At 71.7% G+C, this 16792-nt stretch carries 11 protein-coding genes and 2 pseudogenes; 3 read left to right on the forward strand and 10 right to left on the reverse strand.

Annotation, left to right across the window (positions count from 1 at the left end; translation table 11 throughout):
* Positions 1–15: 15 nt before the first annotated feature.
* From ACH499_RS30080 to ACH499_RS30125, 10 genes are all read right to left on the reverse strand, one after another.
* Positions 16–930 carry a replication-relaxation family protein gene (locus tag ACH499_RS30080; protein ID WP_399019745.1) on the reverse strand — a complete coding sequence of 305 codons (915 nt, stop codon included), beginning with the start codon at positions 928–930 and terminating at the stop codon, positions 16–18.
* Positions 927–3548, reverse strand: coding sequence for an ATP/GTP-binding protein (locus ACH499_RS30085; protein WP_399019747.1), 2622 nt, complete (start codon positions 3546–3548; stop codon positions 927–929). Before ACH499_RS30085 ends, ACH499_RS30080 begins: the two co-directional genes overlap by 4 nt.
* Complete coding sequence (locus tag ACH499_RS30090; RefSeq protein WP_399019749.1) at positions 3524–4183, reverse strand: hypothetical protein; 660 nt, start codon at positions 4181–4183, stop codon at positions 3524–3526. The genes ACH499_RS30085 and ACH499_RS30090 overlap by 25 nt, the downstream gene beginning before the upstream one ends.
* Positions 4180–5289: a C40 family peptidase gene (locus tag ACH499_RS30095; RefSeq protein ID WP_399019751.1), complete on the reverse strand. Its 1110-nt coding sequence runs from the start codon at positions 5287–5289 to the stop codon at positions 4180–4182. The genes ACH499_RS30090 and ACH499_RS30095 overlap by 4 nt, the downstream gene beginning before the upstream one ends.
* A 41-nt stretch (positions 5290–5330) precedes the next feature.
* Positions 5331–8039: a hypothetical protein gene (locus ACH499_RS30100; RefSeq protein ID WP_399019754.1), complete on the reverse strand. Its 2709-nt coding sequence runs from the start codon at positions 8037–8039 to the stop codon at positions 5331–5333.
* A gap of 2 nt (positions 8040–8041) precedes the next feature.
* Entirely contained in the window at positions 8042–10720 is a 2679-nt protein-coding gene (locus tag ACH499_RS30105) for an ATP-binding protein (protein WP_399019756.1), read from the reverse strand.
* Entirely contained in the window at positions 10717–11325 is a 609-nt protein-coding gene (locus ACH499_RS30110) for a hypothetical protein (RefSeq protein ID WP_399019758.1), read from the reverse strand. Before ACH499_RS30110 ends, ACH499_RS30105 begins: the two co-directional genes overlap by 4 nt.
* A complete protein-coding gene (locus tag ACH499_RS30115; RefSeq protein ID WP_399019760.1) occupies positions 11322–11663 on the reverse strand; it encodes a hypothetical protein in 342 nt (113 codons plus the stop codon). Before ACH499_RS30115 ends, ACH499_RS30110 begins: the two co-directional genes overlap by 4 nt.
* The gene (locus ACH499_RS30120) at positions 11660–12595 is read right to left on the reverse strand and encodes a conjugal transfer protein (RefSeq protein ID WP_399019762.1); all 936 of its coding nucleotides are present in this window, start codon (positions 12593–12595) and stop codon (positions 11660–11662) included. Before ACH499_RS30120 ends, ACH499_RS30115 begins: the two co-directional genes overlap by 4 nt.
* Before the next feature lie 814 nt (positions 12596–13409).
* On the reverse strand, positions 13410–13967 hold the full coding sequence (locus ACH499_RS30125) for a hypothetical protein (protein WP_399019764.1): 558 nt from the start codon (positions 13965–13967) through the stop codon (positions 13410–13412).
* Positions 13968–14245: 278 nt separating this feature from the next.
* Here ACH499_RS30125 and ACH499_RS30130 point away from each other — a divergent pair.
* From ACH499_RS30130 to ACH499_RS30140, 3 genes and pseudogenes are all read left to right on the forward strand, one after another.
* Positions 14246–14498 (forward strand): annotated as a pseudogene (locus ACH499_RS30130) (IS5/IS1182 family transposase); the annotation flags it as partial.
* Between the two features lie 112 nt (positions 14499–14610).
* A pseudogene (locus ACH499_RS30135) lies at positions 14611–14741 on the forward strand (DNA primase); the annotation flags it as partial.
* Between the two features lie 1006 nt (positions 14742–15747).
* Positions 15748–16758, forward strand: a complete 1011-nt coding sequence (locus ACH499_RS30140; protein ID WP_399019766.1) for an aldo/keto reductase — start codon at positions 15748–15750, stop codon at positions 16756–16758.
* The last annotated feature ends 34 nt before the right edge of the window (positions 16759–16792 follow it).

The raw sequence follows: 16792 nt of genomic DNA on the forward strand, positions 1-16792 counted from the left end.
ACGGCGGTGATCGCTTCACAGTTCGGTCCATGACCGCGGCTGGCCGTTGTTCAACGGTGTCCAGACTTCGCCGGTAGGCCCCTGCTCCTCGATGTCTTCCAGGACGGCGGCGCCCATCGGCACCGTTCGGGCCATGGTTGCCACGAGTGGATGTTGCGCCGTCATGGCTTGCAGGTCTCTGATCCGATGGTCCAGGACTTGCCGGGAGCCGCTGGTGAGGACGAACAGGGTCCGGGGGTAGACGGGGTACCAGCGCAGCCAGCCAGGTCCGGCTTGGACCGGCTGGCGTGAGCGTTGCCGGCCTACGGGTTGTGGTTCGTAGGACCACAGGCGTGCGTAGTCGATCAGTTTGGAGGCGAGGCGTTCACTGCTCATGGTGGTGCGGTCGACTTCGACGAATGCCCGGAGTTTGGTCCGCTGTCCTGGGTCGGTGAGGGTGTAGTGCATCAGCGCGTCCGTGATGACCTTGTCGCCGTCGCCGAGGGGGTGGGATACCTCGGGTGTCCAGTCCAGGAAGCCGTGTTCGTCGCCGCGGCGGCGGGCGTCGGCGACGAATGCCAGGTGGGTGCGCAGCACTGTGAGCGTGTGGGGTGTTTTCAGGGAGGCGGCGGTGGCGGAGGTGATCGGGTAGGGCGGCCGGCCTCGCAGGGCGGGGAAGTCCTTCACGATCCGGGCCCCGTCACCGGTCAGGTACCAGGCGCGCGTCCCGCGGGAGCGGGGCAGGACCGTGGAGTCGATCAGGCCTTGGCGGCGCAGCTCGTTCAGCGGGGTGTTGACGGTCTGGCGTCTGGCGTGGGGGCGGAGCAGGGCGTGGAGCTGGCCGGTGGTGGCGATCCGGTGCTGCCCCAGTGCGGTCAGCAGCTGGTGGGGGAGGGGTTCGACGGGGCTCGGGATGTGAGTGGCGGGCGCGGCCTGGGCGATGGCGGTCACTTGTAGGTCTTCTCCTGGCTGTCTGGCGCGGTGGCGGGGGCGAGCTGGGTGAGGAAGGCGCTTGCCCGGTCGAGCTGGCCGCGGGCGCGGGTGGTGAGTTCGTTCAGGGGTGCGGTGCCGGCCGTGGTGCGGGCGGCGCGCTCGAACGCCGCGGCGTTGTCGGGGCGGGCGTAGGCGGCGAAGACGTCGTCGAGGTGCGGTCCGGTGATCTTGACGGGGCCGACGCGGCGGCCGCGGACGGTCAGGGACATGTAGTGGTCGAACCGGTCCAGGGCGGCGACGACATCGGGACCTGGCTGGTCGCCCCACTCGGCGGTGATCGGGGCGATGGCGGGCTGGGATCCGGCGGTGGAGGCGAGGGTGGAGGCGTTCTGCACCAGGGACAGCCGTACCGGGCCGGGGAGGCGGGCGAGGAGCTGGGTCATGCCGTGGACGTGGACCCGGTATTTGCGGAAGTCCTCGAACATGGCGGCGATCGTCTCCGGTGCTGCCCCGGTGAGGGTGATCAGCTCGTCGAAGTAGGCGCGGAACGGCACCCGCTTCGCTTCGGGAACATCGCGGCGGGAGCGGACCGCACGGAGCAGATCGCGGGCAAGGAGTGCGGTGATGAGCCGGTCGGTGGGTCCGTTGCCGCCGGGGCACACCCACACGATCATCCGGCTGTCCATCGCGGCGCGGATGTTGTAGACGCCGGCGGGCTGGCCGAGGAAGGCGCGGGTGACGGGGTTGGCGGCCAGGCGGGTGATCGGGTTGAGGACGACGGCGAAGGCATCGACGGGAAGCGTGGGGAACACGCTGCGCCACCAGGCGCGGGTCTCCTCATCCAGGCGCCCCTCCACGCCGTTGAGTGCGGCTGCACGGAAGGCGGGGTCGGTGAGCAGGGCCCGCACGTGGAAGAGGGTGGTCTGGTCCTCGGGCCGTCCGGCCTGGCAGGCAGCTGCGTTGACGGCGACGAGGACGGCGAGGGCGGCGGTGAGGATGGTCAGGGCGCGGGGCGCTGTGGCGTCGTCCCAGCCGAGGACGGAGGCGAAGGCGTCCGCGGTGGCCTCGACGACTTCGTGCGCGACCTGGCCCTGGCGCATGTCGAGCGGGTTCCACGAGCTGACGTGCGGGGCGGGGCCGTGGGCGCCCAGGTCGATCAGGGCGATGCGGTCCGCGAGGGTGTCGTGGGCGAGGAACGGCAGGGCGCGGGGCCAGGAGTCGCGGTGGGGGTCGACGAACATCAGCCCTCCACCCGAGTGGGCCCAGCCGATCGCCTGCGCGAGGGCCCGCTCGGTCTTGCCGCCGCCCGCCTTGCCCACACCGACCTCGAACAGCGTCTCTGCCGCGTAGCTGGCGACCAGACGACGGCGACCGTCCGGGCCCTGGTAGATGCCTTGCAGGAGCAGCCGGGGATCGCCGAACTCGAAGGTCGGCAGATCACCGGCGAGCAGCGGCAGCCGGCAGTGCACGGTGGGCGGCTTGAGCAGTCCGGTCAGTTCCTCCAGGCGTACCCAGTTCGGGCGGGGCGGTTGGCAGTGCCCCAGGTTCCAGCGGCGTTCGAAGCCGCGCCGGCTGGGCCAGCGGTCCGCCCCCAGACGCCACGGTCCGAGGTGCCAGCCGCGCATCGCCCACCGGGAGCCGCCGCCGAACACGTCCAGGCCGGCCTGGAGCTGAGCGAGCCGTGCTTCGGCCCGCCCCTCGGTGTCGGAGGCGCACATCACCAGCAGCTGCACCCGCACCAGGTGGTCGTCATCGGCGAGCTTGCCCAGCGCTTCGGCGGGCTCCACCCGGCGCGGCACCGGCGGCATCACCAGCCGCCGGCCACCCCCCGCCCCACCGCCGTTGTGCTTGCCGCCGATCAGCTGCTGCAACTGCCAGCCCAGTGAGTCCTCCACACCGCCGGCGTCCTGCCGCAGCCACCGGGCCGCCCGCTGCGCCTCACGCCGCTCACGGCGGCGGGCGTCCGACATCAGCTGCACCCGCCTGGCCCGCAGTGTCCACTTCGGGGCGCGCTGGATGTCGAGCCGGAGCTCGGCCAGGTCTCCCAGTCCGGCCCGCAGATCCGAGACGGCGTCGACCAGGGGCTGCAGCGGGTCGGGGTCGAGTGGAACGTCGCGCAGCGGGGCTGTGGGCTTGCCCCGCAGGATGAACTCGGCCCGCACCACATGCTTGCGTGGCTTGTCGGTGATCGGACGGCCCCGCTGGACGGTGACCGCCGGTCCGAACGGCGTGATGGACAGGAGTCGTTCGCCGCCGGCCGGTCCTTCGATGCGGTAGCGCAGCGGGCTGGAGCCGTCGGCACGCAGCCGGATCTGCACGGCCTTCGTACGGCGCGGCGCCCACCACGGCATGGACGTGGACGCCCTGGCGAGCTGGACGCCGCGGCGGAAGATCTCCTCCGGACCCGGATCGAAGTGTCTGGTCGGCACCAGTTCCAGCGCCATCCGCTCGGCGGAGGCCTTGCGTGCCAGGCGGCGCACGACCCACTCGGCCAGCCCCCAGCACCCGGCGACGAGCAGGGCGAGGACATACCAGTGGGTGAGCAGCCAGCCGGCGACGTTGACCAGGCCGGACAGCCACCCGGCGACGTCACCAAGCGGTGCGGTGAGGGTCAGGGACGGGGCTGTGGGATCCACGCGGGGCCTTCTTTCTTGTTCGTCGGGGTGGTGCGGGTGAAGTGCAGGTCGGTGATGCGGCCGTCGGTGTGGGTGCCGCCGCGGTCGGTGCCCGCCCACACCAGGTGCACCACCGCCCGGTCTCGGGCGCCGTCCTGGCGGGCGATGGCGGCCTGGATCCGGAAGCGGGCCGTGGCGAACGCCGGCGCAATCGCCTCCTGCCGCGCGAAATACGCAGGCCACCGGTCCCGGCCGACACCGGTCGCGTCGGCTCGCAGCAGCGCACGGCCGGCCGTGAGCAGCTGCCGCTCGTCGACGGCGTCGAGGTCAGCGGGCCAAGCAGTGTCCAGGGCCTGCTGGATGGCCCGGTCGCCTGCGGTCCCTTCGCCGTGCGGCGGCAGCGCCGACGCGGACGCGGACGGTGCCGGGGCAGATGCGCCTGCAGCGGTGGTGCTGTCCTGGGGCGCCGCAGGCTCCGCGCTCGAGGAAGGCAGAGTCGGGTGGCCCGACGGGATGGTGGCGGACTGGCGTGCCGGGGCGTCGGCTTCTCGGGGACTGGACTGGGGCGGCCGCGTGAGCATGGCCGTCCCCACTGCCGTGAGGAGGAGCGTGACGGCCAGCAGCAGGCGCGGTGAGCGCTGCGAGGGTGTGGTCATAGCAGTCGGGCTCCTCCCGCGTAGCCGGACATGGCGTTGACCGCGTCCAGGCGCACGACGGTGCCGGGGCGGGCGGCGTTGACCATCTGGCCGCCGCCGACGTAGATCCCGACGTGGTAGATGGTGGAGTCGCGGCCTGGGGCGTAGGCGTAGAAGACGAGGTCGCCGGGCTGGAGCGCGCGTGTTCCCGCACTGGCGGGGATTCGCCGGCCGACGCCGGCCTGGGCGGCCGCGGTGCGCGGCAGGCGGATCCCCGCCTGGGCGTAGGCGTAGGTGGTCAGCCCCGAGCAGTCGAAGCCCCGGATGCTGGCACCGCTCTTGCCGCTGGGGGAGCAGCAGACCCCGGTGCTCGGCCCGCTCACGGTCCCCCCGCCCCACGAGTACGGCACGCCCCTCTGGGCGAGCGCCGCCTCGATCACCGTGCGGACGTCGCCTGTGACGTTCTCCAGGTCCGGCCCATCGGCGGCAGCCGTGTACTGGTCGATCCAACCGCGCACGTTGGCGACGTACTCGTCGGACCGGTTGTACTGAAAGATCGCTGCCCTCAGTTGCGACTCCTTGGCCAGGTCGCGTCCGTTGCCGCACAGGTAGACCGCGGCGCCGAGGGCCGCGTCGTCGGCGTTGTGCGGGTCAGCAGTCCCGTCTCCGCCGGCGTCCTGGCCGACGCCGTCCCAGGTGGAGGGAAGGAACTGGAACGGGCCGACGGCTCGCTCCCCGGTGGCGGTGCCGTCCCAGCGGCCGCCGTCCGTGTCCGGGAACACGGTGGTGTTCCCGCCCGCACCTGAGCCGTTGAGGAGGACCCCGTAGATCCTGGGCCGGATGTCGCCGTTGCCGGCGACGTTGCGGCCGACGGCGTGGTTGGACTCGACCTTGGCGATGCCGGCAAGGATCGGCCAGCGCATGCCCCGGCACTTCGGCACATGCCTGCCCACCTTTTGCACGGCCTTCTTGTACGCGGTCAGCATCCGCGGCGGAATATCCGCTGCGCTGCCGCCGACGGCGATCCCGCCTCCTTCGTCCTGGGCACCCGACTTCAGGGCGGCATAGGTACTGATCGCGTTCCCGGCAGACGCGGCACAGCACACGGCGGCGAACAGCAACAGCACCCCCACACACCCCCACCGGGCCACACGGCGTCGGACCGGCCTCACTCGCCCTCACCGCCCTCGTCACGCGCCCGCGCCCGTTCCTGGCGCAGCCGTTCGGCCTCGGGCTCGGTCCTACGCATCAGCTCCTGCATCCGGACCCGCGCCTCCTCCCGCGCGGCGCTGCCCGCCCGGCTTCCACCGGGAAGGGCTGCCGCTGCCGCCCCGCTGGCAGTTGCAGCGGCAGCACCGCTCCTCCTCTCCGGTCGCACAGCCGCCCCAGCAGTTCCTGTGACGTCGCGCCGCGCTGCGGGCGGCGTCGCACCGGCCACCGGCCGGCGGGACGCGTCCGGACGCCCGGGGGTAGCTGACGACGTCACGGCCGGCAGGCGGCGGCCGGCGAACGGGCCGGGCCCGCCGCGGTCGTCGGTGTTCTCCCGCAGGGTCCGGGAGACGTGGCGGCCGACGGCCGCCCACGCCCGGCCGTCTTCTCGGACGGTGTTGCCCCACACCCGTACCTGCTGGCGGGCGTCGTGGGAGTAGCGGGAGCGGCCCTCTCGCAGGCGCCGGACGTTTTCCGGCAGACCGGCCGTCGCTCCGTAGGCGGCTCGGCCGCCGCGGTGGAGGATGCGGTAGCCGCGGAAGCGGACCAGCCGGTTGTGCGCGCGGGTCGACAACAGGGTGCGGTCGCTGTTCTGGTCGTGCAGCACCTCGCCGGTGCGGCCGTCGACGACCTGGCCGTCCTCGTCGCGGTAGCGGTCGGGCGGACCGCCCGGACGGCGCGGCCCGGCGCTGCCACTGCCCCCGGTTGCGTCGCCGGGGCCGCCCTGCGCGGTGCCCGCATCCGGGTCGCCGTCCGCGGTGGGCTTCCGCCACCGGGCCAGCTGCTCTTTGTCCGGCCGCCGGCCGATGAGCAGCCAGTGCGAGCCCTTGGCGCCGAGCCGTACCCCTGTCGCGCCGACGGCGGCGGCCGCGGTGAGCGGCGCGAGGCCGCGTCCGGCTTCCGCGGTGGCGTCGGCGAGCATTCTTCCGGTGTCGACGGGCATGCCCGTGCCGTCGAACACGGAGGTGAGGGCGCCCATCAGCCGCTGCCGGGTGCCGAGCATCCCGTACCGGCCGCCACCGCCGCCGGTGAACGCGCGCAGACCGCCACCCAGAGCGGCCGGGGAGTTCATGGCGAGGGCGGCACCGAGTTCGGAGGTATCGCCGGGCATGTGGGTGCCGCCGACCTTGGCGTACCGCATCCGCATGGCCATGCGCCGGCCGAAGGACGTGATCCCGGTCAGCAGCCTGCGGTGCCCGGCCGCGCCCGCGATGGCCAGCACGTCGATGAGCAGAATCCGCTCCACCATCAGGTCCGGTCCGTTGGTGATGGTGGCGTCGACGGCGATGCCGAAGAAGGGCACGAAGGCGCAGATGCCGACCAGGGCGAGCATGGCGATGCCCCACAGCGACAGCCACTTCCACACCGACTGCCGCGCGGGCCCGGGCAGCATGCCGGCCACGAAGGCGACACCGCCCGCGGCGGCGGCCGCGGCACAGATGCCCTGGGTACCAAGCAGCACGATGGCGCTGGACAGGAGCGTGCCGCAGATGAACAGCGCGGCAACGAGCAGAAGGGCGGCGCCGCCGACTCGCCACCAGGTGGGCTTTTGCGCATAGTCGGCGCAGGCCTTGCCGACGTCGCCGGCCTTCTTCAGGTCGGCGAGGAACGCGGCGAACTGCTGGTCCTCCTCGCTGAGGACGGGGTGGGCCGCATCGAGGAGTTCTCCGCCCGGGGTGAACTCCGGCAGCCCGCCTTCCGTGCCGTTGTCGCCGTCGCCGCGCTCGCAGTACCTCTTGCCCGGGCCCTGGATCTTCTCGCAGGGGTCGTTCTTCTCCTGCTCGTCGTCCCCGGTCTTGTAGCCGCCCGTGACCCACTTCAGATGGACCGCATACGCCTTGCGGTCCGAGTCCTTGGCCGGGTCGAGGATCCGCCCGTACTGCAGCAGCATGTACGGCTTGACGATGAGCGCATTGGTGACGGAGTCCTGCAGCGGGCGGGCCACCTCCGCAGCGGTGGCGGGGCGCTCCCCCTCCCGTTCCAGGCACTTGATCTCCTGCCTGCCGGCCATGCCGTCGCACGGGCCCTTGCTGGCGAGCTTGCCGCCCCAGTCGTAGGCGTTCACGCTCTGTTGGGCGACCTCGACCGCGACCTGCTGCGACTGGCCCAGCGGGCCGTCCTGCGCGAGAAGAGTGTCGGGGCGCACGAACGCGGACGCGGCGAACGCCGCGATCAGCAGAGTCAGGAAGATCTCGCCCAGCCCGCGGCCCACCCGGCCACGCACGATCATGAACCCTGCGAAGACGAACGCCCACGCCAGCAGCAGACCCTTCAGACCGAGCTGGTCGACGACCACGTCGTTGTACGTGTCGGCGACCTCCTGCGCCGGGCGGGTGAGGATCTTCAGCAGCGGGAACCGGAAGGCCACCTCGACCGCCCACCCGGCCAGGCCGACCAGCAGCCGGATCAGGGTGAACAGCCCCGACAGGGCGAACGCCAGGGCCTGCGTCTTGAAGGCGACGATCGAGCCGCCCTCGGCGCTCAGCTCGTAACCGTTGATCGGCACGCCCTCGGAGGAGGTGATGTTCAGCGGCGCCAGGAGGTCACCGGTCTCGCTGTTGCTGCCGGCCGCATAGACGACCTGGCTGTTGACCATCACGAACACGCCGGCGAGCAGCACGATGATGGCGGCGGAGCGGAGCGTGCCGGGGCTGGGACGACGTGCCATGGTCAGCCCTGCCTGCTCTTCACGCTGGATGCCAACGCCTCCTGCTCGGCCAACGGGCCAGAGCCGCCGCGGTGCCCGGGCGTGGTGGTGATCGACGTGGCGATGCGTTCGATGCGCGGGATGACGGTCTTGACCCGTCCGGTGTTCTGCCGCGGGCAGGTCAGCAGGAACTCGCCTTCGCGGCCGCTCTGGCCGACGGGGGACAGTCCTGTGGTCACCAGCCGCACCAGCGCGGGGTCATCGGGGTTCAGGCCGACGAACTCCAGACCGCGGCGCGCCCGCTCGCGGTCGGCGGTACGGGCGAGCGCCCGGTAGGCCATCAGGCCGCGGTCGGGGCCGAGCTCCTCGGCGTCGTGCGAGCCGGCGATCAGTCCGGCGCCGTGCTTACGTCCGTCGTGGAGGATCTCGTGCACGAGGGCGGTGCCCTCAGCGGACGACGTGAGCCAGTACAGCTCGTCCAGGACGACGGCGGTGAACCGCTCGGGGTCCTCGAACGCGGTCTGCCGGGCGAGCGCCGCGATCAGATACAGCACCGCGCGGCCGATCAGGGCTTCCAGCGGCTGCTGATGCAGGACTTCGGGATTGTCGAAGGCGGCCTTGGGCGGCAGCTTCAGCCCGGCCGTGGTGATCACGATCATGTCGGAGGCGCTGGAGGCGTCCAGCCTGACCGGCGGCAGCGTGGGGTCGAACACCATCCGGGCCAGCGGGTTGGTCTCCACGACCCGGATCAGACCGGCGAGGGTGGCCGCCGCGTCCTGACGCCTGCCCGCCTCCGAGCCGGCCATCTCCTCGAGGACTTCCAGCACCCGCTGCATGGACGGCTGCTCACTGGCGGCGGCCCGCTCGACGGCGTGGTGGAGGACCTCGCCGCTGGTGCTCATCGGCCCGATCCCGAGCTGGAGGGTGAGGTAGGACAGGGCGTAGTGGCGGCCTTCTGGCCCGTCGAACATCCGCAGCGGATCGATGGACACCTCGGCCCGTGCGGCGTCGACGATCTGCACCCGGCCCCTGGCGGCGCTGCGGGCGAAGGTGGCCCACTCGCGCACCGGGGTGCGGTCGATGCAGATCGCGCAGCCGCCGCGCGCCCACACGGCCTCCGCGATCAGCTTCTGCAGCACACTCTTGCCGGCCCCGAGGTCTCCGACGATGCCCATCGACGCCGACGCGTCCTGCTTGGGCGCGTCCGCGACGTTGATCATCACGGGGCGGGTGGTGCCGCAGTCCAGGTCCAGGCCCAGGAACATCCCGTTCGGATCACCGACCTCGCCGACCGTGAAGGCCCCGGACAGTGCCCAGTCCTCGGAGACCTGGTGCTGGGTGAACTCCCGCAGCACGCCCGGCCGGGCGGTCCCCGGCAGCCCGAGGGTCAACAGGGCTTCCTGCAGTCCGGCGGGGCGCACCACCCGGTAGTCGGCGCCGCTGAGCAGCGCGGTCAGGGCCCGGGCGCGGGCATCGCAGACGGCGGCGGTCGGCCCCCACACCGTCAGCACCGTCACCGACTGCACCTCCACCTCCACGGACGTGCGGGACAGGCGGGCGTCCAGCTCACCCAGGTCCCGGGCGGCGTCGGTGAGGGAGGCGGGCATGCCGGTGGGCCGGGCGTCGTACTGGTCGGCCTGGTCGACGAGTTCGTTCTTCTTGCGCCGCACCTGGTCCCGGGCCTTCTCCGCCGGCACCAAGGTCAGGTCGACGGTGTAGTCGACGGGGAAGTCGAGCATCTCCAGCTGAGCGAACAGATCCGCGGCTTCCGCACCGACCGCGGGCGGGCACTCGGCCAACGCGAGCTGCGCCTGATAGCCCACCCCGCTGTCCGTCTCAACCTGCAGCCACCGCCTGCGCAGCGGCGACCCGGCACTCTGCCGCCACCAGGCGGAGCGGCCCGACCGCGTAACACGTCCCGCGCCCTTCAGCTCGTCAACGTCGTCCAGGTCGGGGTCGATGCCGCCCTCCTGCAGGCGCGCCTGGCCGAGATCGGCGTAACTGGGGGAGCGCAGCACCCCGCCCCGCACCTGCCCGCCGTACAGATCGCTGCTCTCGGCCTCGGTCAGCAGCGGCTCCGCCAGGCCGCGGTGCAGGGCGTGCTGAACCATCCACACGATCTCCGCCGGACGCGCCGCACGGAACGCGATCCCGCCGGCGAGCGCGGCCTCCACCCGCGACGCCTGCTCGCGGTACGCGCTCACCTCACGGCGCGCCACGGGCGCGGCCCGCATGCCCAGCACGGGCGCGACGTCTGCCCACATCGCTCCCAGCGACGCGGCCACCTGCCCGCCCGCAGCGGTGTTCTGCAGGGGCACGGCCAGCCACAGGGTGCGGCGGTGCATCTCCTGGCCGTCCAGCAGATCCAGGGTCGCCTCGACGTTCTCCACCCACGGATGCGCACCCTCGCCCGGCACCTGCCCGGCGGGCTCGATGCCCTCGATCATCTGGAGAGCGACCTCGCCGGGATCGACCTGCGCACACAGCCCGAACAACCGCGGCGCCCCGGACAACGACCGCACCAGATGCGTGACCTTGGCGAGCTGCTCGTCACGGACCGCGGCGGGCACGTAGGTGCCCTGGACGGTCTCCGCCCGCTGCCCGTCCCCATCGGGGCCGGGATGCAGGCGATAGACAGCCCACACGCTGCCGTGCGTCGACCAGACCAGGTGGCCGGCGATGTGACGGACCGGAACCCTCACCGCACACCCCCCGTCTCCTGGACGCGGGCGAGCAGCTGCTGCACACCCGACACCGGCGCGGCCGATACCGGCGCAGGCGATGCGGGCACAGGCCGCGTCGGCGGCCGGCTCTGCCTGGTTGACGGGCGGCGCACGGGCGCGAGGACTTCCCGGACCCGGGGCGCACTGCGGTCGGAGGCCGGCTCGGCCACGCGCTGCCGCGCCGCCGGCGGAGCAGCCGGACAGACTCCCTCGATGGTGAAGCCGCCCAGTACGGGGCGGGCGGCGTGGTCGCGGGCGGCCCGGCCGCCCGTCCGGCCGCCCTGCGGCTGCCAGGCCAGCAACAGCCAGCCCCACGCCGCCTGCAGCGGAGCGCGGCCTGCGATCTTGGGTCGGCGTACCGCCCACACGGCCAGCACCCAGGCCACCACGGGGACCGGGCCCGTCCACGACCACCAGCTGATGGTCTTGACGAGAAGGAACCCGCCGCCGACGAGGACGGCGATCTGCGCGGGGGTGTAGGGGCCGAGCGGGATCTTCCAGTCGGCGACCTTCCCCAGCACCCACGGATGACGGCGCGCGGTCGTGTAGAAACGCCCGACCCTGCCCGCGGGGGCGGCGCTCACAGCAGACCTCCCGCACTGCCGGAGCCCACACGGGCCGCCGGGCCGGTCCCCTGCACGAGTCCGGGGACGGCGGGGGCGCCGTTGGCGGGGTTCTTCACCTCGTCGGTGAACATGTCCGCGAGGTCCTCGCGGGAGTTGTACAAGCCCAGCGCGATGATCATCAGCAGGAGAGCGCCGATCCCGGCCTTCAGACTGAACCTCTGGACCATGATGACGACGACCAGCACGATCAGTCCGGCCCGCAGGCCCTTGGTCGCCCAGCCCTCGAGCATGGCGATCCAGCCGTCCCCGAGGCCGTCCAGCTCCCCGGCCAACACCACGTCGTACACCGTGTTCACCGCGCACCCCCGCCCTGGACGGTCCCGGCCTCCAGCGCGGCGACGTCCCACCGGCCGGATCGGGCCGTGAGCGCGAGCTCGTAGGCCAGCGGCCACCGGCCGGCGTCATCCCGCGCCTCGGCCTGCACCAGGACCCGGGCCTTGGCCCCGTCGGCCGGTACCTGCCTGGCGGCCGCGGCTTCCTCGACCGCCGACACCTCCCGTGCGGTGACCGCCCGGTAGGGGGCGGGAGAGATGGGCGTGAGCTTCACACCGGGGGCGAGGTAGCGGTCGACCTCTCCGGTGCCGGTGAGGTAGGCGCCGAGGAACTCACCGACCGTCGACGACAGGGCACCGTCGGAGGGAACGCTCACCGTGTACGGAGAAGCGGGCACCGCGGCCCGGGCCGGACCGGCCACCACCCCCGGAGCACCGGTCACCGCAAACGAGACACCCGCCCGGTCGCCGGCCACGGGGACGGCGAAGTAGCGCACCGTGCCGTCGGCGTACTGCGCCACCACCGTCACCGCCCACGCACCCCCGTCGCGCTGCACACTGCGCACAGCGGTCACCGACTGGAGCCTCGACTGCGCACCGGCTGCTGGATCCGGCAGCGCCACATCTGGGGCGAGGGACTGCGCAAGACGCGCCTGCGCACTGCCCGCCTCGTCCGCGCTGCTGCGCAGCCACGCGTCGATGAACACCTGCGCATAGCCCGCGGGGTCGGCCGCGACCGCCGCCGTGCGCACCGGGGCCGGCCTGTGGGGGGAGGCAGCTTCGGCGGTGACAGGACCGGAGGCCACCGCGACGCCCAGGGCGACGGGGCCGGTCGCGATCGCGGTGAACAGCGCCAGGCGCGACAAGCGCACGCGCCGCCGCATCTTCTCCAGCTCGACCCCCGCAGCGATCGCAGGGACGGCCTCGCTCCGTGAGGCCTTCTTGCCAGGAGGCATGGTCAAACTCCCAGGTCAGGAACCGTTGTTGCTGACCTTGAGGAAATCCGTCAGCCCCGACCCGACCACCGACCACACCACCCCGACCACGATCACGAACAGGTCACGAATACCGCGGTCGGCCCGACCACAGCCCCGACCACGGCCGCCACGGGTCCGCACCGGCCTCCCCAGTAACCACAGCGGCAGGGGCGGGCGAGGAGGCGCGTGCCGGCACATGGCAAGACCCGGACGTGGCCTCGGCTGCGTATCAGCAGACCGACTGTGCAGCCAGTGGCGACTGCGCATCCCGCTGTGCGCACTCGCCGCGCACGCCGACTGTGCACACCTCCCTACGCATTGCGTAGCCGCCTGCACGACCCGACTGCCGTGGTCGCCCGACCATGGGCCCGACCACGGCAGCCAGCCGACGTGTTGCCGGACGGAGTGTGACCGATCGTCAAGTTGGTGGTTGCCGATCTGGTCGGGGTTGGGAGGGAACTGCTGGCATGGCAAGTGCACCTCGTGTCCGGTGACAGCCACCCCCCACACGGGACGGCTGGGACCTGAACGTGCAGGAGGCCAAGACCACCTGTGCCCACCTGGTGAGGCCGAGAGCGCTTCCCAGGAGTGGATCATCTTCCACATGGGGATGCCGCTGGAGCGCGTCCTCCTGGATGTGAAGCGGGTCTGAATCAGGCAGCGGGTGCCAGTCCGCGCTGGACCGGCACCACCCGCTCGGGGCTGATCCGGTCAAGTCCTCGGCGGCCGGCTCAGCTCTTCGTCTGTCAGCGCCCGCGTAATACAGCTGCGTGTTGGTAGGGACTATGGCAGGTCAGAGGCGGCTGTCCGCCTCATAGGCCCAGTACTCGTTGATGTTGTCCTTGGCGGTCTTGAACGCCTTGCCCTCCTTGGGGAGTCGGCGTACTCCTCGGCGGACCGCGCCCATGCAGTCGATCGCGTGCTGGAGTACCTCTCGTATCACCGGACCAGACTCGGGATACTCGTCCTGGCCGGGCCCCTCGAAGACCACGTAGTGCCAGTCAGCCAGGATGTCGACGGTGGCGTTCAGCCGCTCCCGCAGATCGTCATTCGGGAAGAGCGGAATGGTGAGCTTCAGGACGTCCACCTGGTCCGTCATGTCGTTCTTCCAGGACTCGCTGACGTCACCGCCCTCGTACTCGGGCTTCCTGAAGAGCCGGAGCAGGGTCAGCAGAGCCTTCCCGCACTCTCTAGTGGCGTGATCGAGCTGCTTCTCCCGCTCCTGGCGTTTCACCTGCCACCGAATGCCCAGGAAGGCTACCACGGCACCGAGAAAGGTCCCTGTGAAGCCCACAAGCGCGACGGTGTAGTCCTTGTTCAGCCCGAAGACGGCCATTATCACGTGATCCACCCCGCCATCATGCCGACGGGGCCAGCCCCGTGGGGTTGATCCCGTCAAGTCCGGCGGCGGGCGGTTCATTGCTCGCGGAGATGGTGCCGCAAGTACCACCACAAGGCGACCCAGGCTCCGGCCATCGCCACTGGCGGCCACCGGAGTTGGGCTTGGTCTTCAGATCTTCCATGACCAGGTCGACCTGGAGATCGATGTAGCCGCGCCACCCCCTGCTGGCCGATGAGGCCGTCACCACGTGCCTGGAACGCCTGACGCTGGTCGGGGATGTCCACACGGGCCCCTCGCCGGTCGACCGAGGCCGGGCCGACACACCCCCCGATCACCGACGGGCACGGCACCCCGCTCGCGGTTCTGCTGACCGGCGGCAACCGCAACGACGTCACCCAACTCCTGTCCTTGCTCGATGCGATCCCGTCGGTCCGCGGCCGGGTCGGACGGCCCCGCCGCAAGCCGGACTCGCTGTTTGCCGTCCGCGGCAACGACCACGGCATTCTGACTCTCCGTAACAGCGGCACGGAAGTTGAGCCGGAACCCGATTCTCGGCAGCAGTTGTTCACCGTCTCGGGGAGGGGCAGCCGGATCGGACCTCAGGCCGTGTTGATGGGATCGGGAGGCACCAGGTGGTGGTCCGGTCTCCTTGTGGTGGGTGCGCGGCCCCGAGCCCCGCTGCCCGACCCGCTGACCCTGCTGGAGACCCTCACCGACGCCTGCGCCCGGCACGCCGGCGAGGAGTCCGACACCGCCGGCACGGCCTGGCCCCTGCGCCACTGAGCGCGCACGGCCCGCGGCGGCGCTACTCGCCCTTCTCCGACGTATCCCCTGGACCCGGCCCAGCACCCCGTCCATTCCCGCGGTCACTGCCTTTTTGTCGGCCGTTGGATTGTCCTCCGGCGTGGGGCGTCGTCATCAGGGACGTCCGGAGACGCGAAGTGGAAAGGCACGCGAAGGTGGCCGGCCAGCGTCCGGCCGGCCTCGGCGGCAGCAACACCAGGAGGAGGGCCGTCAGATTGGTGGTGGACGGTCGCCAGGTGGCCCTCTCCGCCTGGGGTGTCCAGGACCGCGATGAGGAGTACGAACCAGTCGTGCGCTGTATCGCCGTCCCAGAGGGCTTCCACCGCCTTCACACGGCCTGGGAGAGCCGCTGCGCGGGCTGCGAGCGAGGGAAGATCCAGCGGATCAGGCGGTGTGCTCTGTACGCGGTCGCCCAGAGCCTCGTATCGCGCGTGGACCACCCGCTCGGCTTCGTGCAGGCCCACCCCCAGCGGGCGCAGCGCCTCCCGGACGGTCCTGACCGCCAACAGCCGGCGGTCGCGCAGCACGTCGGCATCGACTTCTTGGCAGGTCCGTTCTTCCAAGTAGGCCCACCAGCCGCTCACGGGGACACCGGCCGGGATTTCAGGGTGCACGTCACGAGTTCGAACGTACGTCAGGGCTCGGTGCCCGCCTTGATCGCCCTTTGGCGCCCTGCCGGATCTTGTGAACGTTCCGCCCCCGTCTCGTGGGCTCCTGCCTCCCCAGTCGGTGTCGAAGCGCTGCCGCCAGGCGGCCTGGTCCCCGCGATCGTTCCCTGACAGGACCACTTGCATTACCCAGCGTCTGCAATTATTGTCTTCACCTGTAAGGCGCTATCGCAATCACATGTGGTTGGCCTGTACCGCCCCGGCGGGTGACCCCGCCCGGTGCTCCGGCCGCCTTCAGACAGGCCGCCGCACGGGGGGGCATCCGCTCCTCCACGCCTCACCCCCACACCAAGGCACCGATCGAAAAGGCACCACCCATGTCCTTGAAGAACATCCTTCCCGCCCGTCTCGGCCTCGGCACCGCCCCGCTGGGCAACATGTTCCGCGCGATCCCCGACGAGGACGCCCACGCCACCGTCGAGGCCGCCTGGGACCAGGGCATCCGCTACTACGACACCGCCCCCTTCTACGGCGCCGGCCTCGCCGAGGAGCGGCTCGGCGAGGTCCTGTCGGCCAAGCCCCGCGACGAGTACCTGCTGTCCACCAAGATCGGCCGGGTCATCCTCGACGAGACCGAGACCGAGGTCCCCGACTTCGGCGAGAAGGGCGGCCTGTTCGAGCACGGCAACCCCAACAAGATCCTCCACGAGTGGACCGCCGACGCCACCGAGCGCTCCATCGAGGGAAGCCTGCGCCGCATGGGTGTCGACCGCTTCGACATCGTCTGGGTCCACGACATCGCCCAGGACTTCCACGGCGACGCCTGGGTCAGCAAGTTCGAGGAGGCCCGCACCGGCGCCTTCCGCGTCCTGTCCCGGCTGCGCGACGAGGGCGTCATCCGCGCCTGGGGCCTGGGCGTCAACAAGACCGAGCCCATCGAGATGACCCTCGCCCTGGACGAGCCCAAGCCCGACGGATTCCTCCTCGCCGGCCGCTACACCCTCCTCGACCACTCCCACGCCCTGCAGCGCCTGCTCCCCATGGCCCAGGAACAGGACGTGGACATGGTCGTCGGAGGCCCCTACAGCTCCGGCATCCTGGCCGGCGGCACCAACTTCGAGTACCAGCAGGCCCCGCCGGAGATCATCGAGAAGGTCAAGCGCATCAAGGCCCTCACCGACCGGCACGGCATCAGCATCAAGGCGGCCGCCCTCCAGTTCTCCCTGGCTCATCCGGTCGCGGCCGCCGTCATCCCCGGCGCCACCCGGCCCAGCCGCATCGCCGAGGACACCGCCGCCCTCAACGAGGACATCCCGGCCGCCTTCTGGACCGACCTCCGGGCCGCCGGCCTGGTCAGCCCGGCCGCCCCGCTGCCCAAGGGCGCCTGACCCCCACCACCCCCACCCCCAACCCCCCCACACC

Origin of the sequence: Streptomyces sp. NPDC018947, from assembly GCF_044390505.1 — a bacterium.
Classification (GTDB): domain Bacteria; phylum Actinomycetota; class Actinomycetes; order Streptomycetales; family Streptomycetaceae; genus Streptomyces.